At 67.3% G+C, this 25,128-nt stretch carries 34 protein-coding genes; 26 read left to right on the top strand and 8 right to left on the bottom strand.

Annotated features, from left to right (window positions below):
• Positions 1-4: 4 nt before the first annotated feature.
• The 18 genes from rplF to QE454_RS01710 all read left to right on the top strand — a co-directional run bounded on the left by rplF (position 5) and on the right by QE454_RS01710 (position 11,646).
• Positions 5-541: a 50S ribosomal protein L6 gene (gene rplF / locus QE454_RS01795; RefSeq protein ID WP_058623966.1), complete on the top strand. Its 537-nt coding sequence runs from the start codon at positions 5-7 to the stop codon at positions 539-541.
• Positions 542-543: 2 nt separating this feature from the next.
• Complete coding sequence (gene rplR, locus QE454_RS01790; RefSeq protein WP_056226271.1) at positions 544-903, top strand: 50S ribosomal protein L18; 360 nt, start codon at positions 544-546, stop codon at positions 901-903.
• On the top strand, positions 900-1,580 hold the full coding sequence (rpsE, locus tag QE454_RS01785) for a 30S ribosomal protein S5 (RefSeq protein ID WP_056226274.1): 681 nt from the start codon (positions 900-902) through the stop codon (positions 1,578-1,580). Before rplR ends, rpsE begins: the two co-directional genes overlap by 4 nt.
• Entirely contained in the window at positions 1,580-1,765 is a 186-nt protein-coding gene (gene rpmD / locus QE454_RS01780; protein ID WP_013583998.1) for a 50S ribosomal protein L30, read from the top strand. Before rpsE ends, rpmD begins: the two co-directional genes overlap by 1 nt.
• Complete coding sequence (gene rplO / locus QE454_RS01775; RefSeq protein ID WP_103206777.1) at positions 1,765-2,298, top strand: 50S ribosomal protein L15; 534 nt, start codon at positions 1,765-1,767, stop codon at positions 2,296-2,298. Before rpmD ends, rplO begins: the two co-directional genes overlap by 1 nt.
• A gap of 108 nt (positions 2,299-2,406) precedes the next feature.
• Positions 2,407-3,729, top strand: coding sequence for a preprotein translocase subunit SecY (secY, locus tag QE454_RS01770; RefSeq protein ID WP_094736370.1), 1,323 nt, complete (start codon positions 2,407-2,409; stop codon positions 3,727-3,729).
• Positions 3,726-4,322, top strand: coding sequence for an adenylate kinase (locus QE454_RS01765; RefSeq protein ID WP_210072342.1), 597 nt, complete (start codon positions 3,726-3,728; stop codon positions 4,320-4,322). The genes secY and QE454_RS01765 overlap by 4 nt, the downstream gene beginning before the upstream one ends.
• A 1-nt stretch (position 4,323) precedes the next feature.
• Complete coding sequence (map, locus tag QE454_RS01760; RefSeq protein ID WP_210072341.1) at positions 4,324-5,163, top strand: type I methionyl aminopeptidase; 840 nt, start codon at positions 4,324-4,326, stop codon at positions 5,161-5,163.
• Positions 5,163-5,867 (top strand): thioredoxin domain-containing protein, encoded by a 705-nt coding sequence (locus QE454_RS01755; protein ID WP_307458669.1) that lies wholly within the window; start codon positions 5,163-5,165, stop codon positions 5,865-5,867. Before map ends, QE454_RS01755 begins: the two co-directional genes overlap by 1 nt.
• A 141-nt stretch (positions 5,868-6,008) precedes the next feature.
• On the top strand, positions 6,009-6,230 hold the full coding sequence (gene infA, locus QE454_RS01750) for a translation initiation factor IF-1 (RefSeq protein ID WP_013583992.1): 222 nt from the start codon (positions 6,009-6,011) through the stop codon (positions 6,228-6,230).
• Positions 6,231-6,289: 59 nt separating this feature from the next.
• Positions 6,290-6,406: a 50S ribosomal protein L36 gene (gene rpmJ / locus QE454_RS01745; RefSeq protein WP_005050492.1), complete on the top strand. Its 117-nt coding sequence runs from the start codon at positions 6,290-6,292 to the stop codon at positions 6,404-6,406.
• Between the two features lie 142 nt (positions 6,407-6,548).
• Complete coding sequence (rpsM, locus tag QE454_RS01740) at positions 6,549-6,923, top strand: 30S ribosomal protein S13 (RefSeq protein WP_056226287.1); 375 nt, start codon at positions 6,549-6,551, stop codon at positions 6,921-6,923.
• 34 nt (positions 6,924-6,957) lie between these two features.
• The gene (gene rpsK, locus QE454_RS01735) at positions 6,958-7,356 is read left to right on the top strand and encodes a 30S ribosomal protein S11 (RefSeq protein WP_013583990.1); all 399 of its coding nucleotides are present in this window, start codon (positions 6,958-6,960) and stop codon (positions 7,354-7,356) included.
• Positions 7,357-7,546: 190 nt separating this feature from the next.
• On the top strand, positions 7,547-8,536 hold the full coding sequence (locus QE454_RS01730) for a DNA-directed RNA polymerase subunit alpha (protein WP_056226291.1): 990 nt from the start codon (positions 7,547-7,549) through the stop codon (positions 8,534-8,536).
• 41 nt (positions 8,537-8,577) lie between these two features.
• Entirely contained in the window at positions 8,578-9,138 is a 561-nt protein-coding gene (rplQ, locus tag QE454_RS01725; protein WP_210072339.1) for a 50S ribosomal protein L17, read from the top strand.
• A gap of 84 nt (positions 9,139-9,222) precedes the next feature.
• The gene (gene truA / locus QE454_RS01720) at positions 9,223-10,080 is read left to right on the top strand and encodes a tRNA pseudouridine(38-40) synthase TruA (protein WP_307458674.1); all 858 of its coding nucleotides are present in this window, start codon (positions 9,223-9,225) and stop codon (positions 10,078-10,080) included.
• A 68-nt stretch (positions 10,081-10,148) separates the two neighbouring features.
• A complete protein-coding gene (locus QE454_RS01715; protein WP_210072337.1) occupies positions 10,149-10,841 on the top strand; it encodes an endonuclease/exonuclease/phosphatase family protein in 693 nt (230 codons plus the stop codon).
• 175 nt (positions 10,842-11,016) lie between these two features.
• Positions 11,017-11,646, top strand: coding sequence for a hypothetical protein (locus QE454_RS01710; protein WP_307458679.1), 630 nt, complete (start codon positions 11,017-11,019; stop codon positions 11,644-11,646).
• Here the strand turns inward: QE454_RS01710 and QE454_RS01705 are convergent, their stop codons facing one another.
• Together QE454_RS01705 and QE454_RS01700 are read right to left on the bottom strand one after the other, a co-directional pair.
• Entirely contained in the window at positions 11,647-12,762 is a 1,116-nt protein-coding gene (locus QE454_RS01705) for a hypothetical protein (RefSeq protein ID WP_307458683.1), read from the bottom strand.
• A complete protein-coding gene (locus QE454_RS01700) occupies positions 12,762-14,429 on the bottom strand; it encodes a cell wall metabolism sensor histidine kinase WalK (RefSeq protein ID WP_307458686.1) in 1,668 nt (555 codons plus the stop codon). The genes QE454_RS01705 and QE454_RS01700 overlap by 1 nt, the downstream gene beginning before the upstream one ends.
• Positions 14,430-14,608: 179 nt before the next feature.
• Here QE454_RS01700 and QE454_RS01695 point away from each other — a divergent pair, with 179 nt between their 5' ends.
• Complete coding sequence (locus QE454_RS01695) at positions 14,609-15,406, top strand: fructose 1,6-bisphosphatase (RefSeq protein WP_210072716.1); 798 nt, start codon at positions 14,609-14,611, stop codon at positions 15,404-15,406.
• Between the two features lie 6 nt (positions 15,407-15,412).
• Here the strand turns inward: QE454_RS01695 and QE454_RS01690 are convergent, their stop codons facing one another.
• Positions 15,413-16,492: a hypothetical protein gene (locus QE454_RS01690; RefSeq protein WP_307458689.1), complete on the bottom strand. Its 1,080-nt coding sequence runs from the start codon at positions 16,490-16,492 to the stop codon at positions 15,413-15,415.
• A gap of 144 nt (positions 16,493-16,636) precedes the next feature.
• Between QE454_RS01690 and QE454_RS01685 the strand changes: the two genes are divergently transcribed.
• On the top strand, positions 16,637-18,106 hold the full coding sequence (locus tag QE454_RS01685; RefSeq protein WP_210072334.1) for a glycosyltransferase: 1,470 nt from the start codon (positions 16,637-16,639) through the stop codon (positions 18,104-18,106).
• A 90-nt stretch (positions 18,107-18,196) separates the two neighbouring features.
• On the opposite strand, the gene QE454_RS01680 is transcribed toward QE454_RS01685, so the two are convergent.
• Together QE454_RS01680 and QE454_RS01675 are read right to left on the bottom strand one after the other, a co-directional pair.
• Positions 18,197-19,138: a response regulator transcription factor gene (locus QE454_RS01680; RefSeq protein ID WP_210072333.1), complete on the bottom strand. Its 942-nt coding sequence runs from the start codon at positions 19,136-19,138 to the stop codon at positions 18,197-18,199.
• A gap of 121 nt (positions 19,139-19,259) precedes the next feature.
• Positions 19,260-20,285 carry a glycoside hydrolase family 6 protein gene (locus QE454_RS01675; protein ID WP_307458694.1) on the bottom strand — a complete coding sequence of 342 codons (1,026 nt, stop codon included), beginning with the start codon at positions 20,283-20,285 and terminating at the stop codon, positions 19,260-19,262.
• Positions 20,286-20,360: 75 nt separating this feature from the next.
• Between QE454_RS01675 and QE454_RS01670 the strand changes: the two genes are divergently transcribed.
• A complete protein-coding gene (locus tag QE454_RS01670) occupies positions 20,361-20,681 on the top strand; it encodes an ATP-dependent DNA ligase (RefSeq protein WP_210072331.1) in 321 nt (106 codons plus the stop codon).
• A gap of 6 nt (positions 20,682-20,687) precedes the next feature.
• On the opposite strand, the gene QE454_RS01665 is transcribed toward QE454_RS01670, so the two are convergent.
• A complete protein-coding gene (locus tag QE454_RS01665; protein ID WP_210072330.1) occupies positions 20,688-21,011 on the bottom strand; it encodes a MarR family transcriptional regulator in 324 nt (107 codons plus the stop codon).
• 318 nt (positions 21,012-21,329) lie between these two features.
• Between QE454_RS01665 and QE454_RS01660 the strand changes: the two genes are divergently transcribed.
• A complete protein-coding gene (locus tag QE454_RS01660; RefSeq protein ID WP_210072329.1) occupies positions 21,330-21,656 on the top strand; it encodes a hypothetical protein in 327 nt (108 codons plus the stop codon).
• Between the two features lie 12 nt (positions 21,657-21,668).
• On the opposite strand, the gene QE454_RS01655 is transcribed toward QE454_RS01660, so the two are convergent.
• Positions 21,669-21,962 carry a hypothetical protein gene (locus tag QE454_RS01655; protein ID WP_210072328.1) on the bottom strand — a complete coding sequence of 98 codons (294 nt, stop codon included), beginning with the start codon at positions 21,960-21,962 and terminating at the stop codon, positions 21,669-21,671.
• Positions 21,963-22,130: 168 nt separating this feature from the next.
• Between QE454_RS01655 and QE454_RS01650 the strand changes: the two genes are divergently transcribed.
• From QE454_RS01650 to QE454_RS01635, 4 genes are all read left to right on the top strand, one after another.
• Positions 22,131-22,508, top strand: a complete 378-nt coding sequence (locus QE454_RS01650) for a hypothetical protein (RefSeq protein ID WP_210072327.1) — start codon at positions 22,131-22,133, stop codon at positions 22,506-22,508.
• Between the two features lie 7 nt (positions 22,509-22,515).
• Entirely contained in the window at positions 22,516-23,058 is a 543-nt protein-coding gene (locus QE454_RS01645; RefSeq protein ID WP_210072326.1) for a 2'-5' RNA ligase family protein, read from the top strand.
• Positions 23,052-23,429: a PPOX class F420-dependent oxidoreductase gene (locus QE454_RS01640; protein ID WP_307458703.1), complete on the top strand. Its 378-nt coding sequence runs from the start codon at positions 23,052-23,054 to the stop codon at positions 23,427-23,429. The genes QE454_RS01645 and QE454_RS01640 overlap by 7 nt, the downstream gene beginning before the upstream one ends.
• A gap of 281 nt (positions 23,430-23,710) precedes the next feature.
• The gene (locus QE454_RS01635) at positions 23,711-24,202 is read left to right on the top strand and encodes an FBP domain-containing protein (protein WP_210072324.1); all 492 of its coding nucleotides are present in this window, start codon (positions 23,711-23,713) and stop codon (positions 24,200-24,202) included.
• Between the two features lie 31 nt (positions 24,203-24,233).
• On the opposite strand, the gene QE454_RS01630 is transcribed toward QE454_RS01635, so the two are convergent.
• Positions 24,234-25,055, bottom strand: a complete 822-nt coding sequence (locus QE454_RS01630; protein ID WP_307458706.1) for an endo alpha-1,4 polygalactosaminidase — start codon at positions 25,053-25,055, stop codon at positions 24,234-24,236.
• Positions 25,056-25,128 lie beyond the last annotated feature (73 nt).

Raw genomic sequence — 25,128 nt, 5'->3', positions numbered from 1 at the left:
TGACATGTCGCGTATTGGACGTCTTCCCATCGACATCCCCGCCGGCGTCACCGTTTCGGTGAACGGCCGGGAGGTCTCCGTCAAGGGCCCCAAGGGCGAGCTCGCGCTCACCGTGGCACAGCCTCTCGAGGTGTCGGTCGAGGAGAACCAGGTTCTCGTCACCCGCCCCGACGACGAGCGCGAGTCGCGGTCGCTCCACGGCCTGACCCGCACGCTCATCAACAACAACATCATCGGTGTCACCCAGGGCTACACCAAGGGCCTCGAGGTCGTCGGTACGGGTTACCGCGTGGCGCAGAAGGGCAGCTCGGTCGAGTTCGCCCTCGGCTTCTCGCACCCCGTTCTCATCGACCCGCCCGCAGGGATCACCCTCACGGTCGAAGGCAACAACAAGCTCACCGTGAGCGGCATCGACAAGCAGGCCGTCGGCGAGGCCGCCGCCAACATCCGCAAGATCCGCAAGCCCGAGCCCTACAAGGGCAAGGGTGTGCGGTATGCGGGCGAGGTCGTGCGCCGCAAGGCCGGAAAGAGTGGTAAGTAGCCATGGCTGTCAAGACAAAGTCCGTCGCCCGCTCGCGTCGCCACCTGCGTCTTCGCAAGAAGATCGTCGGTACCGAGCTGCGCCCCCGCCTCGTGGTGACGCGTTCCGCCCGCCACGTGTTCGTCCAGGTCGTGGACGACAGCAAGGGCCACACCGTGGCCTCCGCCTCCACCCTCGAGACCGACCTGCGCGGCTTCGACGGTGACAAGACCGCCAAGGCCCGCAAGGTCGGCGAGCTCGTCGCCGAGCGTGCCAAGGCCGCTGGCGTGTCCGACGTCGTGTTCGACCGCGGCGGTAACCGTTACGCCGGTCGTGTCGCCGCGATCGCCGACGGAGCTCGCGAAGGAGGGCTGAACCTGTGAGTGACAACAAGGAGACCGAAGTGACCGAGCAGACTGCACCGGCTGAGGGTGCGGCTGCGGCTCAGGCCCCCGCCGAGCGTGAGCGCGAGCCGCGTCGCGGTGGTCGCGAGCGCAACACCAACCAGCGCGACCGTGGTTCGCGCGACCGCAACGAGAGCCAGTTCCTCGAGCGCGTCGTGACGATCAACCGCGTGTCGAAGGTGGTCAAGGGTGGCCGTCGCTTCAGCTTCACGGCGCTCGTCGTCGTGGGCGATGGCAACGGCGTCGTGGGTGTCGGTTACGGCAAGGCCCGCGAAGTCCCCCTCGCCATCTCGAAGGGTGTCGAAGAGGCCAAGCGCAACTTCTTCCGCGTCCCCCGCTCGGGCTCGACCATCCCTCACCCCGTCCAGGGCGAGGCCGCTGCCGGTGTGGTGCTCCTGCGCCCCGCCGCCGCCGGTACCGGTGTTATCGCCGGTGGTCCCGTCCGCGCCGTCCTCGAGTGCGCCGGCATCCACGATGTCCTCTCGAAGTCGCTCGGCTCGTCGAACACGATCAACATCGTGCACGCGACCGTCGAGGCGCTGAAGTCGCTCGAAGAGCCCCGCGCCGTGGCTGCTCGCCGTGGCCTGGAGTTCGACCAGGTAGCCCCGGCCCGCCTCGTGCGCGCCGAGGCCGCTGCTCAGAAGGTAGGTGCCTGATGGCCGAGCGTCTGAAGGTCACGCAGATCAAGTCCAAGGTGAGCGAGAAGCAGAACCAGCGCGACACGCTGCGTTCGCTCGGTCTCAAGCGGATCGGCGACTCGGTCGTCCGTCCCGACGACGCGCAGACGCGCGGTTACGTCAAGACCGTCGCCCACCTCGTCAAGGTTGAGGAGATCGACTAATGGCTGCCAAGAAGGACGAGACCGCTACGGTCGACGCCCCGAAGAAGGCATCGGCCCGTAAGACGGCCGAGAAGAACGAAGCGCCCGCGGCGCGCCCCGGCGTGCTCAAGGTCCACCACCTGCGTCCCGTCCCGGGAGCTCGTACCGCGAAGACCCGTGTCGGTCGCGGTGAGGGCTCCAAGGGTAAGACGGCCGGTCGCGGTACCAAGGGAACCAAGGCTCGTTACCAGGTCCGTGTGGGCTTCGAGGGTGGGCAGATGCCTCTGCACATGCGCACCCCGAAGCTCCGTGGCTTCAAGAACCCGTTCCGCGTCGAGTACCAGGTCGTGAACCTGGACAAGCTCGGCGAGCTCTACCCGCAGGGTGGCGACGTGACCGTCGCCGACCTGGTGGCCAAGGGCGCTGTCCGCAAGAACGAGAAGGTCAAGGTGCTCGGCACCGGCGACATCTCGGTCGCGCTGACCGTCTCGGTCGACAAGGTCTCCGGCTCCGCTGAGCAGAAGATCGTCGCCGCTGGCGGCTCCGTCAACTGACGCCCGACCCTTGAGGGGCCGGCGGCCTTACGGCCGTCGGCCCCTTCTGGGTTAGTCTGATTTGGTGTGCGCCCTGTCGCGTGCCGAGATCGTTCTGGAGGAATCCCCTTGTTCAGCGCCATAGCGCGGGTTTTCCGCACGCCCGACCTGAGGCGGAAGATCGCCTTCACGCTGGGCATCATCGCCATTTACCGGCTGGGTGCCCACGTGCCGACACCGTTCGTCGACTTCCCGAACGTTCAGCAGTGTCTGAACCAGTCGGGTGGTACCGAGGGCCTGCTGTCCCTGGTCAACCTGTTCTCCGGTGGCGCGCTTCTGCAGCTGTCGATCTTCGCCCTGGGCGTCATGCCGTACATCACGGCGACCATCATCGTGCAGCTGCTGCGCGTGGTGATCCCGCACTTCGAGACCCTGTACAAAGAGGGCCAGGCGGGTCAGGCCAAGCTCACGCAGTACACCCGTTACCTCACGATCGCGCTTGCACTCCTGCAGTCGACGACGCTTGTCACGGTTGCCCGTTCGGGTCAGCTCTTCGGCTCGGCCGGAGTGCCCGAGTGCCAGCAGCTCCTGACGAACGACATCTGGTGGGCCCAGCTGCTCATGATCATCACGATGACCGCCGGTACGGGCCTGGTCATGTGGTTCGCCGAGCTCGTCACCGAGCGCGGCGTCGGCAACGGCATGTCGATCCTGATCTTCACCTCGATCGCCGCCACCTTCCCCGGCGCCATGATCTCGATCCTCAACGCCCGCGGTGTCGAGGTCTTCCTCCTCGTGCTCGCCGTCAGCATCGTGATCGTCGCCCTCGTGGTGTTCGTCGAGCAGTCTCAGCGACGGATCCCGGTGCAATACGCCAAACGGATGGTCGGTCGCCGCACGTACGGCGGCACCAACACCTACATTCCGATCAAGGTCAACATGGCCGGCGTCGTCCCCGTGATCTTCGCCTCGTCGCTTCTGTACATCCCGGCGCTCATCGCGCAGTTCAATCAGCCTCAGGCTGGCCAGGAGCCGGCCGCTTGGGTCACGTGGATCTCGCAGTACCTCACGCGTGGGGACCACCCGCTTTACATGCTCGTCTACTTCCTGCTGATCATCGGGTTCGCGTACTTCTACGTCGCGATCACGTTCAACCCGGTCGACGTGGCGGACAACATGAAGAAGTACGGCGGATTCATCCCCGGTATCCGCGCCGGCCGCCCGACCGCCGAGTACCTCGACTACGTGCTCACGCGCATCACGCTCCCGGGCTCGATCTACCTGGGTCTGATCGCGCTGCTTCCTCTCGTGGCCCTGGCCACCGTGGGCGCGAACCAGAACTTCCCGTTCGGCGGAGCGTCGATCCTCATCATCGTGGGTGTCGGTCTCGAGACGGTGAAGCAAATCGACGCGCAGCTTCAGCAGCGTCACTACGAAGGGCTGCTGCGATGACCGCTCGCCTTCTGATCGTCGGCCCACAGGGCTCGGGCAAGGGGACGCAGGGCGTCCGTGTCGGCGAAGCCTTCGGCATCCCGGTCGTCTCGACCGGCGACGTGTTCCGCGCCAACGTCAAGGACGGCACGGAGCTCGGCCTCCAGGTGAAGTCGATCATCGACGCCGGAGATCTCGTCCCCGACGAACTGACCAGCGCTGTCGTCCGCGATCGCCTCGCGCAGGCGGACGCTGCAGAGGGCTTCCTGCTCGACGGGTACCCCCGCAACCTCGCTCAGGTGCTGCACCTCGACGAGTTCCTGGAGGGACGCGACGAGTCGCTCGATGCCGTGATCGCACTCGTCGTGCCGCGTGAGGAGTCTCTGGCACGGCTGACCGCGCGCGCCGCCGAGCAGGGGCGCGCCGACGACACCGAAGAGGCCATCGCCACCCGCCTGGGCATCTACGAGCGTGAGACGGCTCCCATCCTCGATGTCTACGGCACGCGCGGGATCGTCGATGAGATCGACGGCGTCGGCAGCCTCGACGAGGTCACGGCCCGGATCTTCGCCGCGCTCGAAGCGCGCGGTCTCGCCGCGACCCCGGCCACCTGACGTGGGGCTGCGCTCCTCGATCTACAAGAAGCCCGCACAGCTGCGGTCGATGATCGAACCCGGTCTGATCACAGCGGATGCTCTGGCTGCCGTGCGATCGCTCATCGCGCCCGGCGTGACGACGCTCGAACTCGACGCGGCCGCGTCCGCGTTGATCGCGGCGCGGGGGGCGAAGTCCAACTTCCAGATGGTTCGCGGCTATCGACACACGATCTGCGCCTCGGTGAACGAGCAGGTGGTTCACGGCATCCCGAACGACCGCCCGCTGCAGGCGGGCGACATCCTCTCGGTCGACGCGGGAGCCGAGTTCCAGGGGTGGAACGGCGACTCCGCTTTCACGGTCATCGTGCCAGGTGAGGCTCCCGAGGCGCTCGTGGCTCCGCGCAGGAGACTCTCGGAGGTGACCGAGGGGTCGCTCTGGGCCGGCATCGCCGCGCTCAGTCGGGCGAGCCATCTCTCCGAGGTCGGCGCCGCCATCGAGCACTACATCGAGGACAACGCCCCCGAGGGGGGCTACGGCATCCTTCGCGATTACGTGGGTCATGGCATCGGCCGGAAGATGCACGAATCCCCGAGCATCTTCAACTACGCCGTCGCCGATCGCGGCCCCGAGGTGCGCCCCGGCCTGGCCGTGGCGATCGAGCCGATGGTCGTCATCGGTGACCAAGAGACGTTCACCGAGGACGATGGGTGGACCGTCTCGACGGTGGACGGCACAGCCGGCTCCCACTGGGAACATAGTGTCGCCGTGCATGATGGAGGCATCTGGGTCCTCACCGCGCACGATGGCGGTGCCGAGAAACTGGCGCCTTTCGGTGTGGTGCCGAAGGAGATCGACTGATGATGATGGCCGCCGCGCGCAAGACCACGAACTGGTTCGCGATCGGGGTGACCGCTGCCGCGCTGGTGGTGGTTCTGATCGTCGGGGGAGTGGTGTGGTTCGCCAACAGCCAGGCCACCTCGCCGGGTACGCTGCCGCAGGCTTCGGCCGTGGACACCGAGACCGGGGCGATCTCCGTCGGTACCGGAGACAAGACCGTCGACACCTATATCGACTTCATGTGCCCCGTGTGCAATTCGTTCGAGCAGGCCTACGGTCCGACCCTGCAGCAGCTCGTCGATGACAGCACCATCACGCTGAAGATCCACCCGATCGCGATCCTCGACCGGCTGTCCCAGGGGACGCAGTACTCGACACGTGCGGCCAATGCCGCCTACTGCGTCGCGGTGGACGACTCCGCGAACATCCCCGCCTTCGTGAAGGCGCTGTATGCCCAGCAGCCCAAGGAGAACACCGCGGGACTCGACGACGCCACCCTCGCCTCCATCGCCACGTCGGCCGGGGCATCGGATGCCGTGTCCTCGTGCATCACGTCGGGCACCTACACGAAGTTCGTGACCGCGATGACGCAGAAGACCCCGTTGCAGCCGAACGCGACGAGCGTGGCCACCCCGACGATCGCGGTGAATGGCACCGTCCTGCAGAACCAGACCGACCTCTCGGGTGACCCGCAGAAGGACATCGTCGCGCGCCTGAACGGCTGACGCGGCTCCCGGCGAGTTGCCGGGTCGGGCATTACCACGTATGCTTGATCTTTGGTGCGTTGCGCCTTCATTGGCGTGTCGACGTATCGAACCCCCATCCACCGCAGACCGGCCGGTCTGCAACTGAGCGTGAGCGAGTTTATGGCGAAGAAAGACGGTGTCATCGAGATCGAGGGCACGGTGTCCGAAGCACTGCCCAACGCGATGTTCCGTGTCGAGCTGACGAACGGGCACAAAGTGCTCGCAACCATCTCGGGCAAGATGCGGCAGAACTACATCCGCATCATCCCGGAGGACCGCGTCGTCGTCGAACTGAGCCCCTACGACCTCACTCGTGGTCGTATCGTCTACCGCTACCGCTGAGTCCGGCCGAGAAGTAACGACCGCAACCGCGAGTCGAAGACAGCGAAATCAGGAACATCATGAAGGTCAACCCCTCCGTCAAGCCCATCTGCGACCACTGCAAGGTGATCCGTCGTCACGGGCGCGTGATGGTGATCTGCAAGAGCAACCCGCGCCACAAGCAGCGCCAGGGCTGAGCTTCCAGCTCGACACCTTTTCAACTGAATACACAACGGCAGGATCAGATCCCATCCGCTCGCGCGGTTGGGGGACACCTCGGGTCGGAGGCCCGAGCACCGGTCCTGCTCCACACCTCCAACACACTCTGAGGAGAGCCGCATGGCACGTCTTGCCGGCGTCGACATCCCGCGCGATAAGCGCGTGGTGATCGCACTTACTTACATCTACGGCGTGGGTCGCACCCGCTCCGTCGAGATCCTGAACGCAACGGACATCAGCCAGGACATCCGCGTCAAGGACCTCACCGACGACCAGTTGGTCGCTCTGCGCGACCACATCGAAGGCACCTACAAGGTGGAGGGTGACCTCCGTCGCGAGGTCGCCGCCGACATCCGCCGCAAGGTCGAGATCGGTTCCTACGAGGGCCTGCGCCACCGCCGCGGCCTCCCCGTGCGCGGCCAGCGCACGAAGACGAACGCGCGTACCCGCAAGGGCCCCAAGCGCACGGTCGCCGGCAAGAAGAAGGCGCGCTAGGCCTCCGCCGGCGCAGGATTCAGGAGAACCGCACATGGCACAGGCCAAGTCCGCCGCGCGCAAGCCGCGTCGCAAAGAGAAGAAGAACATCGCCGTGGGTCAGGCCCACATCAAGTCGACGTTCAACAACACCATCGTTTCGATCACCGACCCCTCGGGTGCCGTCATCAGCTGGGCTTCGTCCGGCGGTGTCGGGTTCAAGGGCTCGCGCAAGTCGACGCCGTACGCCGCAGGCATGGCCGCGGAGTCGGCCGCTCGCCAGGCACAGGAGCACGGCGTCAAGAAGGTCGACGTCTTCGTGAAGGGTCCGGGTTCGGGTCGTGAGACCGCGATCCGTTCGCTGACCGCGGCCGGCCTCGAGGTCGGTTCGATCCAGGACGTGACGCCCCAGGCCCACAACGGCTGCCGTCCGCCCAAGCGTCGCCGCGTCTGACGCGATCCGTTCCCGGGGAGTGCTCGCCGCTCCCCGGGAACGCCGCGCTCACGCGCGACCTCAGACTTCCGGATGCCGCGACGCACCCTCGACGCCATCGTCGGGGTTCACGGCATCCCGCGAGTACAACTCAACACCTCACCCCATTACACGTGTCATATAGCGGGCACGTGATCGAAAGGAACACATAGTGCTCATCGCACAGCGTCCCACTCTGACCGAGGAGAAGATCGGGGAGTTCCGCAGCCGTTTCGTCATCGAGCCGCTGGAGCCCGGCTTCGGTTACACGATCGGCAACGCGCTGCGTCGCAGCCTCCTGTCGTCGATCCCCGGCGCGGCCGTCACGAGCATCCGCATCGACGGCGTCCTGCACGAGTTCAGCACGATCCCGGGCGTGAAGGAAGACGTCACCGAGATCATCCTGAACATCAAGCAGCTGGTCGTCTCGAGCGAGCGCGACGAGCCCATCACGGCGTACCTGCGCAAGACCGGCGCCGGTGAGGTCACCGCCGCCGACATCTCCGCTCCCGCGGGTGTCGAGGTGCACAACCCCGAGCTGGTCATCGCCACGCTGAACGACACGGCGAAGTTCGAGCTCGAGCTCACCATCGAGCGTGGCCGCGGCTACGTCTCGGCGACCCAGAACCGCAACGAGTACGCCGAGGCCGGTCAGATCCCGATCGACTCGATCTACTCGCCCGTGCTCAAGGTCAGCTACCGCGTCGACGCCACCCGTGCCGGTGAGCGTACCGACTTCGACAAGCTCGTCCTCGACGTCGAGTCGAAGGCCTCGATCGCCCCGCGCGACGCCGTGGCCTCCGCCGGTCGCACCCTCGTCGAGCTCTTCGGCCTCGCCCGTGAGCTGAACGTCGAGGCCGAGGGCATCGAGATCGGCCCCGCGCCGGTCGAGACCGTCCTCTCCAACGAGCTGTCGATGCCGATCGAGGATCTCGATCTGTCGGTCCGCTCGTACAACTGCCTCAAGCGCGAGGGCATCAACACCGTTTCGGAGCTGGTCGCCCTTTCCGAGACGCAGTTGATGAACATCCGCAACTTCGGTCAGAAGTCGGTCGACGAGGTGCGCGACAAGCTCACCTCCCTCGGCCTGTCGCTCAAGGACTCGGTGCCCGGCTTCGACGGCGCCCAGTTCTACAGCGGCTACGACGAAGAAACCGTCTGACCCTGTCGGACCCGACCGAACCTCTCCTGGAGTAATACGACATGCCTAAGCCCACGAAGGGTCCCCGCCTCGGAGGCGGCCCGGCCCACGAGCGTCTGCTTCTCGCGAACCTCGCGGCAGCTCTTTACACGCACAAGTCCATCAAGACGACCGAGACCAAGGCCAAGCGCCTGCGTCCGCTCGCCGAGCGCCTCATCACCTTCGCCAAGCGTGGCGACCTCCACGCGCGTCGTCGCGTGCTGAGCGTCATCGGCGACAAAGAGGTCGTGCACACCCTCTTCACCGAGATCGCGCCGCTGGTGGCCGAGCGTGACGGCGGGTACACCCGCATCACCAAGGTCGGCAACCGCAAGGGCGACAATGCTCCCATGGCCGTGATCGAGCTCGTTCTCGAGCCCGTCGCGAAGAAGGCGTCCAACAAGGCTGCTACGGCTCCCGCCGCGGCGGCTGCGCCGGCCGCCGAGGAGCCCGTCGCGGATGAGGCCGCCGCCGAGGAGACCTCCACGGACGAGGCCGCCGACGCCGGCGCCGAGTCGCCCGAGGAAGGCGCCGCCGCCGAGGCTGCAGCCGACGACGCCGTCCAGGACGACGCCAAGGCCTGAGCTTTCTCGCTCGCACGAAGCCCCCACCCGACTCGGGTGGGGGCTTCGTCGTCTTCGCTGTGCGCGCGCTCTTAGGCTTGACCCGTGCGCATCCGACTCGACATCGCCTACGACGGTTCGCATTTCCGCGGATGGGCCCGTCAACCGGGGCTACGGACCGTGCAGGGAGAGCTGGAGAGCGCCCTTGCTCGCGTCGTCGGAGGCGATCCGCGACTCGTCGTCGCCGGGCGGACCGATGCGGGAGTGCACGCTACGGGCCAGGTCGCCCATCTCGACCTCGATGAGGAGCAGGCGGGCCGTCTGCCGCGGCGCCGTCGGGACAACGACGAACTCGACGCGATCGCGGCCCTCGCGGGTCGTCTTCGCGGCATCCTGGGCGGGTACGCCGACGTGACGGTCCTACGGACCTCGCTCGCCCCCGCCGGATTCGATGCGCGGTTCTCGGCCGTCTGGCGGCGGTACAGCTATCGTCTCGCCGACGCCACGGCGGGATACGACCCGCTCGAAAGGCAGCGGACGACGTACGTTCGAAGCATCCTCGATGGGCAGGCGATGGATGCCGCGGCCTCACGCCTCATCGGCCTCCACGATTTCGCCGCCTACTGCAAGGCCCGCGAGGGCGCGACGACCATTCGCACGCTTCTCGAATACGACTGGCGTCGGGACGACACCGGGGTGCTGGTGGCGAACGTCCGGGCCGATGCCTTCTGTCACAGCATGGTGCGCGCTCTCGTGGGTGCGTGTGTCGCGGTGGGGGAGGGGCGCATCGGGATCGACGACGTGGTCGCGATCCGGGAGGCGCGCATGCGGATTCCGGAGACGAAGGTCCTGGCCGCGCGGGGCCTGGTTCTCGCCGAAGTGGGTTATCCCGCGGACGAGCTGCTCGCGGCTCGCGCGGAGCAGACGCGGAACCGTCGCGATGCCGAGGACACGGCTCCCTGATCTCGTCGGGAGAACCATGTGCAACCCCTCGGCGATGCTGCTGCGGGCGGACGTATGCTGACATCGCCATGAAGGTCATCTCGTACAACCTCAACAAGCACCGGGCCGCCGGTGAGCTCGTCGCCCTCGTAGAGAATCACGAGGCCGATGTTCTCTGCCTGCAGGAATGCGACAGTACGGACATCCCGGATCACATCGGCGGGCTCCGGTTGGCGGAGGCGACGCAGCGCAATCGTCTCGGCCTCGCCCTCTACTACCGGGAGAACACGTTCCGGGCCGAGGACGTCCGTGCGATCGGTTTGAAGAAGTCTCTGCACGACCGTGTGCTCAAGCCCGCGGAGGAGCGCATGCTCGGCGTGCGGCTGCGCGACATCGACCACGGGCGCGACGTCATCGTGGCATCGTTCCACGCCGCGCCACTGACGGCGCTCAACTCTCTGCGCCGACACCAGATCCGCACCGCGCTGTCGGAGCTGCAGAACCTCGGACCGGGTCTTCCCGCGCTCATGGTCGGGGACTACAACTACCCGGTCTTCAAGGAGAACCTCGGTCAGAAGGTCCGTGATCAGGGCTACGAGCTGACGCTCAGCGATACCCGCACCTACACGCGCTACCGGTTCTTCCGAGGACATTACGATTTCGCGACGTCCATCGGGTTCGACATCGCGCACATCAAGACACTGCCTCAGGGACTCAGCGACCACCTACCGATCCTCATCACCGCCGACGTGACGCAGGGACGCGGGCCCGGGACCGTCTGAGGTCCGGTGCGCCCGTGGGCTCCGCCCGCCAATGCCGTCAGGATGCTCCCCTCGTCCGTCGTTAGCGGACCGACCCGTCGGCCCGGGGTGTTGCATACGGAGAGACCGCGGGGGAGACCGACCGCCCTCATCCTCCGGCCACCTACACTGGGGGAAACGATCCGGGGGAGGATTCATGGTGCTCGCAGGGCGTCGCGGCAGGGCAGTGATCGGCGTTGCCGTGGCGGTGTCGGCCCTCCTCGGTCTCACCGGATGTGGAGCGCCGCCGTGGGCCCAGGGTGGCGGTGAGTCCCCGGAGTCGCCCTCGCCGTCGGCGACGGTGACGGCCGCGCCGCAGCCTGTCCGTAACGACCTGTCGAGTGGATCCACGCAGCGTGCGCTGACGGCCGGCTCGGTGGCCGCAACGGTGAACTACTGGTCGACCCTGTCGATGGATCGTTGGACGGCGACGGCTCTCAAACCCGTGAACCTGTCGATGGAGACGACGGTGACGCCCAACGACGGGCAGAAGGTGTATCTCCAGCGCGCCACGATGACAGCTGTTCCGGGGAACGCGTCGCAGTCCTTCTCGGCGCTCGCCCCGCAGAGCGATCAGACGGATGCGCCCGGCTACCTCGTTCTGTCGCCCTACAGCTACTCGCAGACCTTCAACGTCGGCGAGGTGCCCGCGGAAGCGACGTTCGTCACCTTGCAGTTCACGTTCGAGTTCCTCGTGCAGACCACCCCGACCTCCAACGAGTTCGCGAAGCAGACGGCGAGTGACACGCTGACCGTCGCGATCGCCGGCGGTGGCGCCGCCGGTTGATCAGGGTCGGACGCGCTCCCAGCGATCGCCGCCCTGACGGGTGGCTTCACCGGCCGCGGCATCCGCATCGACGATGAGCGCAGCGAGATCGTAGTCGGCTGTCTCCGCCGGCACCCACCCGATGCTCGCCGAGAGCTGGATGTCGATGCAGGAGGAGACATCGAGCTCCGTGATTTGTCGAAGAAGGGTACGCACGTGCTCGCGCAACACCGAGTCGGGGCGTGAGACGACGACGACCACTCGTCCTCGGACCTCCCGGCCCAGGTCCGCCTCGGCGGGGAAAGTGTCGGCGACGAGGGCCTCGAACTGACTTACGAGACGTAGCCAACCGCTTTCGCCGGCGGCGCTGCGCAGCTGAGCGGGGTTGTCGAGGCGAACCGTCAGCACGGCCCACGACTCTTCCCGTGCGCGGCGGGCTCGAGCCAGACGGTCTGACGCGGTGACGATGAAGTGCGGCCAACTCGATGCCGCGCGACGCCCGCTGGGCGATACCGACGTGAAGTACAAAAGGGATACGGTCGCGCACACCAGGAAGATGAGCATTCCGAGTCCGTTGAGCACTCGAGGTAGCTCGAGGTCGCCCAGGGTCGTGGGCGCGGCGAGCCCCGACACGAGCGTGCCGATGCCGAGTGCGACGAAACCGGACGAGACCACCGTCAGAGGCAGGGCGAGCCTCTCGAGACGGTCGGCCGCACGTCGCAGCTCCCACACGGTGAGCCCTGCGAACACGGATGAACCGAGGAAAGCCAAGCGGAACGCGAGGCCGTAGGCGCTGATCTCGTCCACGAGCACGAAGACGGCGGCGGTCGTCACCGCTTGGACCGCGCCCACCCAGGAAAAGGCAGGTGCACCGCGACGCGCGCGGAAACCCGACCAGATCAGTGCGGGCGCGCCGAGCATAAGGCCGAGACCCGCGCGGCGGACCGTCTCATCGTTCATGACCCCGCCTGTCACCGAGACCCAGGTGCTCGACATCGCCAGAACGAACGCCAGAGACCACAGAAGGGCGGAGCGGGAGGGGCGGTGCAGAAATCCCAGGCCGATGATCATGAGGCTGCCGAGAGTGGCGACCGTGGCCTGAGCCAAACCCAGGTTCGTCAGGACATCGGACGGCATCACGGTGTTCCGGCCTCGATGCGGGAGGGGAGGATGACCGTCACCGTCGTGCCGGCACCCAACTCGCTCTCGAGGAAGAGAGAACCTCCCTGTTCCTCGACGATGCTCCGGATGATGCCCATGCCGAGCCCGGTGCCGGGAGTGGGACTCTCTCGCACCGACTGCGCGCGGAAGTACGGGTCGAAGACCCGCTCGAGGTCGTCGGGATGAATTCCGATGCCGGTGTCGGCGAAGTGGAGGACGACATCGTCTGGCGAGAGTTCGCCGGAGATGCGGATCGTGCCTCCCGCGGGCGTGTACTTGATCGCGTTGCTCAGGATGTTGTCGAACGCCTGCCGAAGGCGGAATGCATCCCCCACCACCTCTGCGGTGTCGGGCAGCTCGTCGATCACGCTCACGCGGCGTGCTGCCGCGGCGGGGCGGAAAGACGCCAGCGACGAGGCGATGATGCGGCTGGCATCGGCGGCGGCGGGGGAGGAGGATTCGCGGAACACCCCCCTCGAGGTGGCGAGGATCTCGGAGATGAGCTTCTGCATGCGCTCGCCGGCGCCGGCGATCACCTCGAGCTGCTCTCGCACCTTGGGGGAGAGGTCGGGGTCGTCGAGGGCGAGATCGGCGTGGCCGATGATGGCGGTCAGCGGGTTACGCAACTCATGAGACACCGTCGCCGCGAGGCGCTCGCGCGCACGTTCGGACTCGATCAGCGCGGTGATGTCGTGGACGATGAGCAGCGTGCTCTCGGGCTCGTCGGAGGAGACGAGTCGGCGTGTCGATGCCGAGAGTGCGTGCCATTCGCCATGGGGATCGAAGAGCCAGACGCGCTCGTCGTCGAACTGCTCTCCGCGCGATGCCCGCGCGAAGGGACGCTCGGCCTCGGGGAGGGGCTCTCCGCGGAGCGTCGCGTATTCGACCGCCGCCCCCGGACGCTGCGGTTCGTCGCGTTCGACCCCGTACAGGGCGACATACGTGTCGTTCAGCGCCAGCACTTCGCCGTCCGCGGACAGGCGGGCGATGCCGGTGTCGAGCCCGTTCAGCATCTGCGACACCCGGCGTTCCTGGCCCGACACGCGCTGGAGGGTCCCCTGGAGTCGGCTGGCCTGGCGCCGCAGCAATTGCTTGAACGCCCTCGTCTGCCGCGCTGAGAGGAAGGAGGTGATGCCGATGAACGTCAGGGAGAGCAGAACGACGATCAGCCTGAGCGCTGTCGCCGGGCCGGAGGCGTTCACCGTGGCGTCCACCACGATGATCATGCCGACCGTGCTGAGCGCGGAGATGAGGTACACGAGGGTGAAGTGGGTGGCGATCCAGATGATGGGAAAGACCCAGAAGAAACCGAAGCGCAGATCGGTGCCGAAGCTCAGAAGACCGATGCCGAGGATGTCGCCGAACGGAACGGCCGCGACCACGGACCGGGGGATCTTCTGCCAGGGCACGACGATCGCTATCGCCGTCAGGGCGATGATGACGCCCACGCCGGAGGAGAACGGCCACAGGGAGAACAGGGACGGCTCGAGGGCCTGGACCAGCAGGACCGTGATGACGACGCTCGCCCCCAGCACGAGCTGAAGAAGCCAAATCGACCGGGTGCGGCTGCCCGGGTTGGTCGCGTCGTCGTCGGGGGTGCCCTCCGAAGGAATCGCCGGAGGAACACTCCTCATGGATGCCATTCTCCGAGTGTATAGAGAGTGGTGTAGTCTTCTGCGCGCCATCCTGTCTCTGCTCGCCCCGCGTGGTCCCGATCACGCCGTCCGGTCAGACTCCCCCTGAGGCCTGCATCCCGCAGTGTGATGGTCGATCATCGACCTCCCGCGCGTTCCGCGCCCTTCCTCAGGAGACACCTGTGAGCATGCCCCCTCGCCGTCGTGTGCGCGCAGCAGCCGCGACCGTCGCCCTCGCCCTCGCCCTGCCGACTGTCCTGTCCGGTTGCAGTCAGATCACCGATGTGCTCGGTGCGTTCCCCGGGCAAGCGGGGAGCAACCAGTCCGTCGTCGTGGCGACGCCCGCGCCGCAGGCCTCGGCGGGGACCAAGCCTTTCGACTCCCAGTTCACCTACGACGGGTCGGTGCGGCTGACCTCGGAGGTCGCCGATGGCCTCGAGCTGCGCCTCGATGTCTGGGCGGTCGACCCCAAGCGCACGATGGAGTGGACCGCGACGAACGAGAAGCAGCTCGGTTTCGCCGTCAACATCGTCGACGATCGCGTCGACGAGAAGGCGGTCCTCGCGCAGAAGCGGCGCGTCTACGTGTCGTCCATCTCCATCACCTCGCAGACCGCTCAGACCGGCGGCCAGGTCTCGAGCCCGTTCCAGTTCAGCGCCGATCCGCGAACGCTGGTCCCTTCGGACACCCTGCGTTCGGACCGGGGGCTTCTCCTCAACAGCTTCCAGGGCGGACTCCTGGTGCCGACGACGTCCATCCGCCAGCTCCCGGCGGACACGTACGGCATCACGCTGGAGTTCGCACTGAACGTGGCTGTCGAGGGCGCCGCGAACACGGACTCCTCCTTCAGCCAGCAGACCGTGTACCAGTACCTCCCCATCGCGATCTTCGCGGACGAGGGACAGTCGTCGAGCGGCACCAGCACGGGCACATCGAGCTCGACCGGGCGCGCTCCGGGCTGGGGCACGTCGACCGACCAGGGCTGACCCGCCTCAGTCGGCTCTCGGCTGCCGCAGGCGAGGCCGTGCCCGGCGGCTCTCCATGAGCCAGGAGAGATCATCGACGTCCCTCAGAAGGTAGTGCTCGAAGACGAGGTCGGGGACGTCGTCGTAGTCGATCGAGGGCATGCGTCGCGCGAATGCGCGTCGCAAAGACTCTTCGACCTCTGCCGCAGCTGTCGCGGCGGGGTGGACGACGAAGACCGTGTCGCGGGTGGGCATCCCGGTCACGACATCGGGTAGGACGTCGGCGGCGGCGTCCGACACGGTGCGCAGCATCGTTTCGCCGCGCTCGCTGCTGTGGGCAGCGCGGATCAGATCGATCTCGGGAACGCGCACGAGGGTCGCCCGCACACCGGGGTGCTCGACGATGAGCCGTGCGGTCTCGCGACGCAGAGTGCCACGGTCGTGCGCACGGGTGCCGGGAGCGGGGTCGTCGTCGAGCTGGCGACCGATCCATACGGCGCCGACCGAGACCAGCGCGATCGCGATTGCGCTGACCGCAGCCGTGGTCTCGGGGGAGACGGGGCCGTGACGCAGCAGCGGCGCCATACCGGAGACGGCGGCGGCGAGCAGACGGGCGAGGTTGTAGAGCGCGTACAGGCTCAGGGTCCAGGAGAGCAGACGAGCTCCGCTCAGTCGCCCCACGGGAGAGCGAGCGCACTCGAGCGCGCCGAGAGCCGAGAACACGACGAGGCCGGCCGTCTTCAGGAGGGTTGCATCGTCGAGGGGCACGAGGAAGGTCAGGCCCAAGAGCAGGATGCCACCGGCGCCGGTGCTGATCGCGCCGATTGCGCGCCGACCGTTCAGTCGTCGCGCGCCCGCCCAGAGAAGACCGACCGCCATGACGTTGGTCGCGTTCCCGGCGGCCGCGGCTGCCACGGAGTCCCACGCGGTCTCCATCACGTTCAGCGCCCCGCACAGTAAAGCGGCGATGGCCGCCATGCCGAAATACCGGACCATGTCCGCGCGTGGTCCGCCGCGGTCGTCCTCGGGTCGCCCGTGCGCCAGGAACAGCATGGTGAGGGCGACGCCCGCGGCGGCGATGGATGCCAGCAGAGCGAGGACGATCACGGACGGTCGTCTCCTTCAGGTGCCCGTCGCAATCTTGCGGAAATCTTGCGGGGACGGTGGTCGTGTGCAGCGGTCGTCTTGCGGCGAACCTACCAGAGTGGAACTCGGCCGATACGCCGCGAGAACCGACAGGAAGACACCGCCATGACCGATGCGCGCAGCTTCACCCCCCACACCCGGGACTTCGATATGCACCCGGGCGCGCTGGGAGCCGCAGGCGAGCACGGCTTCGCCGATGACTTCGCCGCGGTGCTCGAGAACACGTCGGTGCACCGTTCCACGATCGGTTGCGTCATCCCCGCCTACAACGAGGAAGAGTCGATCGCTGACGTCATCGAGGCGTTGCTCGCTCAGACCCGCGTGCCGGACGTCATCCACGTGGTCGTCAACAACACCTCCGACGCCACGGTGAAGATCGCTTCCGAGTACAGCGGCCCGCACGAGCTGAGCACCGAGCTCGGGGAGCAGTTCACCGAGGTCTTCGTCCACGACATCGGCAAGAACCCCGACAAGAAGGTCGGCGCGCTCAACTACGGGTACTCCCTCGTCGAGGGGTACGACTACCTCCTCGGCGTCGACGGAGACACCATCGCCGACAGCAAGGCCGTCGAGTACCTCGAGACCGAGGCGATCTCCGACTCCCGCATCGGCGGTATCTCTGCGATCTACACGATCGACGACAAGCCCATCAAGGGCCTCGTCGCCCGGTTCCTCACCGCCGGCCAGCGCACGCAGTTCGCGGCGTTCAACCTGCAGAACATGCTGCGCGGTCGCAACATGGCGGTGCTCGGCGGTCAGTTCTCGATTTTCTCCACCAACGCCCTGCGCGACGCGATGAAACAGAACCACCAGAGCACCCCGTGGGTGAAGGACTCCGAGGTCGAGGACTCCCTGCTGTCCCTGCAGATCAAGAGCGCGGGCTACTTGACCAAGATCAGCCCGTACGCCCGCGCCGATGTGGGCGGCATGACCACGCTCTCCGGTTACGACGCCCAGCAGGTGAAGTGGACCTATGGCGCCATCGAGCTGATGTGGCCCGGACAGCGCGGCGACACCAAGGGGCAACCGTTCCACCCGAATCTCCGTCTGCGTTGGTTCGAGAACTTCGGCATGCTCACGAACCTCTTCGTCCGCGTGGCCTTCCTGACCCTTCTCGCCGGGTCGCTGACGATCCACGCCTTCGTCTTCTCGCCGCTGTGGCTCATCCCGCCGGTGATCGCCATGCTGCTGAACCTCCGCATCGCCCGCACGATGAAGAACGTCGACCGCACAGACGTCCTGTTCGCGGTGCTGTTCTTCCCCGCGGAGATCTTCATGTGGATCCGTATCAGTCACTTCGTCCGCTCGTGGACCCGATTCCTCTCGCGCAAGAAGGTCGACAACTGGGCGATGCAGGCCAAGGCCGAGCGCGGTGGGGGACTCGGACACTGGACGCCGATGGTCGTGCTCATCGCCGTCGCCATCGCCCTCGCGGTGATCTGGGTCATGGTCGGCCCCATGGTGCAGTCGTCGATCCTGTGGATCGGTTGGCCCATCGTCGGCGTCGTGACCGTTCTTCAGACGCTCCTCATGTTCTCCAAGCTCGTCCGTCGCCACCACGGCTTCAAGGTCTGACGGACGCAAGATCTGATACGCCCGAACGCATCAGAAACACGGATGCCTCGGCCCTGGGGAGGGTCGAGGCATCCGTCATGTCTAGGGGCGTCAGGGAGTGGAGAGCAACTCCGAGGTGAGGCGATAGCCCACCCCGCGTACCGTTTCGATGTAACGCGGGTTGGCCGGGTTGTCGCCGAGCTTGCGGCGCAGGTTGGTCATGTGCGCTTCGATCGCCCGCTTGTCGGCTTCTCCGACGAAGTAGCTCGTCACGTACGACTCGCCGCGCAGGACCAGAGTGAGGTCGGCCTTGCTGCGCACCCGCCGCTTGGACTCCATCAGGGTCGCGAGCAGGTCGAACTCCGTGCGGGTGAGTTCCAGCTCCTCCCCGCCGACGCGCACGAGGCGGCTGTCGGGATCGAGCAGCAGATCTCGGTGAGCCACCCAGGCGCCACCGGTGGGCGTGAGTTCTCCGGCCGCCGAGCGGGGGACGATCTCGCCACCCGGCGCAGCCTCGCGCGGCTCCGGGCCCTGGGAGGACGGCACGATGACGGCCGCCGTGGAAGGGGCATTCGCCGCCTGCGGTGCGACGGGTGCCTCGGGGCGCCCGGCGGGGAAGGACGGGCCCACGCTGTCTTGGCGGGGGGCCGAGGAAGCGGCGGACTCCCCGGCGCGGGGGCGGCGGAGCAGCGCTTCGATGCGCGCGCGAAGCTCGCGGGGGCGGAACGGCTTCACGACGTACTCGTCGGCGCCGGCGCCGAGGCCGAGCACGACGTCGGCCTCTTCTTCGAGACCGGTGAGCATGATGATGTAGGTGTCGCTCTTCTGACGAATTCGACGCGCGGCTTCGAAGCCGTCGATGCCCGGCATGTTGACGTCCAGCGTGGTGATCAGCGGCTGATACGCGATGACAGCGCGAACCCCGTCGATGCCGTTCCCGACGGAGACGGTCGAGAACCCCGCAGACTCGAGCACTTCGACAAGCAGGTGGCGGATATCGGGATCGTCTTCCACGATCACGGCTGTTTTCAGCATCTCGGTGCTGTCGCTCATGTCACCCACTCTTCCGGCTTCGCACGGGACCGTGCCCGCGTTCTTCCCCGAGTCGCGGCGTCGCAGCGCGACGAGCGCAATTTTGGCACACATCGCGGCTGCGACGCGGTCGACTCGGAGCTCAGCGCTGTTCGCGTGTCAGTTCCGCTGCCGCGGCGGGCCACCACACGCCCGCGGCGGGACCGCCGTTGCACTCGCCGTCGCTCTCGCCCGCAGGCTTGATCCACAGGTTGGTGTCGACGACGTCGTCGCCGTACGAGCCGCCCGGGCTGCCGACCAGGCGGTCGGAGGGATTGCACCATTCCGAGCCCGCCGGCCCTGCGCCGTTGCGCGAGGTGTCGATCACGGCGTGAGTGCCTCCGAGAAGATCGGACAGGGCGTGCGCGTAGGCGAACTCGGCGGCGGTGTCCTGGTAGTTCGAGACGTTCAGGGCGACGCCGCGCACTTCGGGCAGAATCCCCATCGCCCGGATGAGCCCCGCCATTTCAGCGGCAGGGTGCCAGGCGGAGTGGCCGCCGTCGATGTATATCCACGTGTTGGTGCCACGGATGCTCTCGACAGCTTGCTGCAAGTACCCGGCGCGATCGCTCACGGACCCGCACGAGGAGGACAAAGCGATGCTGTCGGGTTCGAGCACGACGATCTTCTGGAGGTCCGACGCGTTGCGCAGGGCATCGCCGATGCGTTTCGTCCATTGCGCGTATGACGAGGGGTCGAGGCCTCCGGCCGAGTGGTTTCCGCAGTCGCGGTCGGGCAGCCCGTAGACCGCTATCGAGAGCGACGCCTTCTGATCGCGAGCTTCCGCTGCGAGGTGTGCGATGCGATCCCACACCTCGTCGACGGGGTCGATCTCGGGGGTGAGCCAGTAGGTGGTGGGCTGCAAGGAGAGCCACTGCGCGGCGGCGACCTCGTCGGCGTCGCCACCGCCCGAGCGAGCGGCCTGGGCGGCCTTGGACTCGTTCGGTGCGACGATCCGGGTGTCGACGGCCGGTGGTTTCGCCGACAGGGTCTGGAAGAGAGTGGTCACCAGGCTTCCGACGACGCCGATTCCCGCGATGACCGCCACGATCGCGACGACTGCGCCAGCGACGAGAAGCGCGCGGGGGAGCCGTCGTCGGGGCCGCTTCGGCCGAGATGATCTCGCCACGTTCGGAACTCTAGTCGAGGTGGCACCCGCCGGGGTCGAGGTAGTTAATCGGGTGAAGCGATATAGACTCACTTCGTGGGAAAACTGGTTTACAACACCGCGGGTCATTCGTTCGATATCGAAGATCGGACGCTCTCCCACCTTCGCATGGTCTTCATGAACAAGCTGCGTAGAGGCGAGTCGTTCATGTTCCACTTCCCGATGGGCGACGGCAGCGGCACGCGTACGCTCTGGATCTCTCCGTCCATCCCGCTCGTCTTTCACTTCTACGGCAGTCGTGCGCCGCAGCTGAATCGTCGGTGGATCGAGGACCTCATGGACGAAGCCAGCTCCCCGCAAGGACTCAGCGTCACGGCCGAGCCCGACCCCGAGTCCGTCCTGACGTCGTCGGGCTGAGCCGACTCAGGCGCATTCGGCGTCGACGACCTCTCGGACACGGTCGAGGAATGCGGCGATCTGGTCGGCGGTGTCGCTGGGCAGTCCCAGGGCGAACTCGCGGACGCGGGCGGTCACAGGATCGATCGCATCCGGGTCTGTGTCGCGATCGAACGGGACGACGAACTTGCTCCGGCGGTCCGACGGGTTGGCGACGAAGTCGACGAGGCCGCCCGCGCGCAGGCGGTCGAGCATTCCTGTCACCGACGCTGTGGAGATGCCCAAGGACTGTGCGATCTCGGTCGGCGTCAGGCTCCCCCCGGCATCCGCGCGTTCCAGGATGAGCCTCATCGCCGCGCGGGCATTCTCGCTGGGGCCGCAATCGGACTGCCGGCGACGAGCAAGCCGCGCTTCCGCCAAGCGGAGCCGTTCTACCGCGCGCGCTGCCGTCTTCGCGTGATCGTGTTCGGTCTCGAGCGTCATAGGTCTCCTCGGGGTTGGGCCCCGTCTGAGCAGTCTAGTTAGGTTGCCGAGATTCCAGCCGACCGGCTTATTCCGGCTCCAGTCCAACAACCTGGGGTCGCGTCGAGACTTCTTTCTCGGTTCATATGCACGACGGTCGTGATCTCGTATCATTTCCGGCAGGACGCACCCGGGAAGGAGAGGCCGATGGGCTCACTGTTCTACGGGTCTTCCGCGAGTCCGATCCGCATGCCCGACCGCATCCTCGCTCACATCAAAGTCGTCGTCGCGACCAAGCTGCGGCGCGGGGAGAGCTTCACGATGTCATGGCGGCATCCCTCCGGTGAACCGACCGGCCGGAGCACCCTGTGGATACAGCCGTCCATTCCGCTGCGATTCGTCTTCGCCTCCGCGGAAGCCGAGGTCCTCGACCCGGCGCTCCTTCACTCGCTCGCGAATTCCGCGAACTCTTCCGGAGGCCTGACTCTGGAGCTCGACGACGTCACCGAGGCCGTCACCTCCGACGCGCGCTGAATCGTCGAGTTCTCAGCGGTGCGCTCGCGCGTGCCGGTGGGCGATCGACGATACCCACTCGACACCCGGGCACGGGGGAGCGGTTCGCCCTCGCATGCGCTCCCACGCTTCGACGTAGATTCCCTCGAGCAGAGTGTCAGCGATCCCCGCGACACCCGTCAGCGACAACAGCACCGCATAGATCCGCGGTGCCGTCGCGTCGTAGAACTCCACGAAAGCGTCGCAGTCGCCCATCGCCGCGCGCACGAGGAGGGCATCCAGGTCCTGCTCCCGGCTCTCGCGGGTGGCGGGGTCGGTCATGGTCACGGTGCACCTCCTTCGTCTGGTGACAGTCAATCGCCGCGCGACGTGGGAGGCCTGGGGTTGCGCAATCGGGACGTGTGTCGTAGCGGTCGGCGATGGCCGGGCGGGACTTCCGTGGCGGGTGCCGTCAAGCCCGACCTGTGCGACAGACGGGCACCCTACGGTGAGTCCATGAAATCTGTTGTGCGCTGGGCTCTCGCCCTGGCGATGGTGTTCGCCGGTGTCTCACACCTGACCTTCGCGCGTCGGGACTTCCAGGCGCAGGTGCCCGACGCTCTCGTGGAGAAAGGTCCTCTCGATCGCGACGCCGTGGTCGTGGCATCCGGGGTCGTGGAGGCCGCATTCGGACTGTCGCTGCTGGTCCTTCCCAAAGAGCGGCGCCGCATCGGTGCTGCGCTCGCGGCCTTCTTCGTGGCCATCTTCCCCGGCAACATCGATCAATGGCGTAAGGGACGCTCGGCGTTCGGGCTCGACACCGACAAGAAGCGCTTCGGGCGGCTGTTCTTCCAGCCGCTGCTCGTGGCGGCCGCGTGGTGGTCGACCCGGTGACTCCTCGATGACGGACGTCGTCAGCCTCGAGCTCGTCTTCGATCACGAGACCGACGCCGCCGTCCGCGCGGAGTGGGATGCCCTGCTCGCCGCGGATCTGCCGAGCCAGGCGCGGCATCGGGGAGAGAGCAACCGGCCCCACGTGACGTTGCTCGTCCGATCCGCACTGGCACCGTTCGACGCTGCCGTCCTGCAAGAGATCTTCCCCCTCTCGCTCGTGCTCGGTGCCCCGGTGCTCTTCGGTGCGGGACGGCATCGTGTCATCGCTCGCACGGTCGTACCCTCGCTGGCGCTGCTGGCTCTGCACACCCGCATCCACGAGCTCGCCGGACCCGGTTCCGACGTCGACCACACGGTGCCGGGCGCGTGGACCGCGCATGTCACCCTGGCTCGGCGGGTTCCGCTGGAGCGCATGGGCGAGGCGCTGGGTGTCCTCGCGGACAACGGCGGGAGAGACATCTCGGGCCGGGCCGTCGGGATTCGACGATGGGATGCCGCCGACAAGACGGTCACCGACCTCGTCGGACGTGGCACCCTGGAACAGTGCTGACCGACGACGCCCTCTCCTTCCTCCGCGAGTACCACCTGGCCACCCTGTCGACCGTGGGGCGCTCGGGTCGCGTGCACGCGGTGCCCGTCGGGTTCACCTACGAGGACGGTGTCGTCCGGGTGATCGGATCGCGCGGGACGCAGAAGTTCGTCAATGCCGAGCGCAGCGGCCGCGCCTCGATCTGCTCTGTCGACGGCGCGCAGTGGATCAGCTTCGAGGGCGCTGCTCGGGTGAGCGATGATCCGGATGCCGTGGCGCACGCGGTCGAGCTGTACGCGGCGCGCTACCGTCAGCCGCGCCCCAACCCCGACCGCGTCGTCCTCGAGATGGCCGTCGAGCGTGTGCTCGGTTCGGCAGCGTTTCGCGCCTGATCGGCGTATCCTGGGGCCATGTCCCCCATCACCTCGTCGATGCCCTCCGGGCGTGAGGGGGTCGTCGGCGCGTGGAGCGCCGACGGCACAGGCACTGTCCAGGCCGTCTTCCTCGCCGGGTGACCGGCGCGGGTGCCCCGCTCTGCCGGGTGAGCGCCCTCCTCGCTCGTCCTCTTCGTGACGGGCGCATCGCCGCGCGATCCGATCGCGCGTTCGTCGCCGCGCCGCCGCGCGCGCCGCCGCGCCGCCGCGCGCGCCGCGGCCCATCGACTGGACGTCCCATGCACGCTCTCTCTTCTTCCGCCATTCGATCCAGCTTCGTGAACGTCTCGCTCCGCGAACGCAGCTCGATCGTCGTTCCCGCCGACCTCGACGCCACCGCGTGGGACCGTCTCGACTACTTCGGTTGGCGCGACGCCAAGACCCCGCTGCTCGGCTTCGTGATCGCCGAGATCGACGGAAGCCCCGTCGGCCTGCAACTTCGGCAGACCGAGCAGCCCACACGCACGCGCCCGCAGTGCTCATGGTGTTCCGATGTCACGCTGCCGAACGACGTCGTGTTCTTCTCCGCGCGTCGGGCGGGCAAGGCCGGACGCGCGGGGAACACCGTCGGCACCCTGGTGTGCGCGCGGTTCGAATGCTCCCGCAACGCGCGGCGTCTGGATCCACCGGCCTACCTCGGTCACGATGCGGCTGCGGCTCGCGACCGCCGGGTGGAGGCGCTGCGCACTCACGTCGACACGTTCTTCCGCGACCTGCGCGACGGCGTGTGAGAGCGGCTGACCGGCGTGCGAGAGCCGCCGGTCAGCCCGACCGATCCGCGCACGTGGCGAAGACGTAGTCGGGATCCGTCGGTGTCGAGAGCTTCCGATCGCGCAGGACCGTCGAAGCCGGGGTCGCGGCATCCGCGCACACGTCGGCGAAGGTTCGCGGGAGTCGATCGGCGTACTCGATATCGATGACCTGGTCGCCGTACACCCCGGTGTAGGCGTCGCACTCCGCGAAAGCGGCGCATTCCTCGGCGACGGCGAAGTCGAAGCCCGCCGCGTCTTTCAGCGCGGCCGCGAACTCCGCGGCGTTCTTCTGCCCCGCGGCCAGACCCGAGGAGTGCGCGAGGTCGACGAGCACTCGAGCGAGAGCCGCGTTGTCGTCGAAGCTCATCGCGCCGTCGGTGCGCGTGAAGGTGTCGAGGTTGTCGAATTCGACCGCGCGGAATCCGGATGCCGCGCACCCTCGGATCCACGGAGCGACGGTCTGGGCGATGAGGGCGCGCTTGTCGGCGGTCGAGGTGTCGAGGATGACCTCGTCGGGCCAGGCGGGGTCGATGACGGGTGCACCGCTGCGAGACAGTGTGGTGCTCGCGGGCCAGTCGCTCTGCTCGCCAGGCTGTGTTTGGAAGGCGTTGACGTAACAGATGGAGTACGCCCCCTCGGCCGGCTGCGCGGTGCGGTCGCGAACCACGATCTGTACGGAATCCGGCGGGTCGTAGGGGCCGCCCAGCTGGTAGTCGATTGCGGCTCGGGGTGGGAGAGCGGCGGAGGGCGGGACGGAGGGGACCTCAGCCGAGCAGGAGGAGAGGGCCACGACCCCGGTGATGACCCCGGCGAGGAGCGAGGGGCGGCGCATGCGCCCACCTTATTCGGCAGGTCGGGCCGTCGGGCGAGCGTCGGACGCGATAGTGTTCAGTGTCTCCCCCGGA

This window comes from Microbacterium sp. SORGH_AS_0454 (genome assembly GCF_031453395.1).
Lineage (GTDB): Bacteria > Actinomycetota > Actinomycetes > Actinomycetales > Microbacteriaceae > Microbacterium.
Note: the sequence above shows the minus strand (reverse complement) of the source record. Positions and strands in the feature narration are given on the sequence as shown.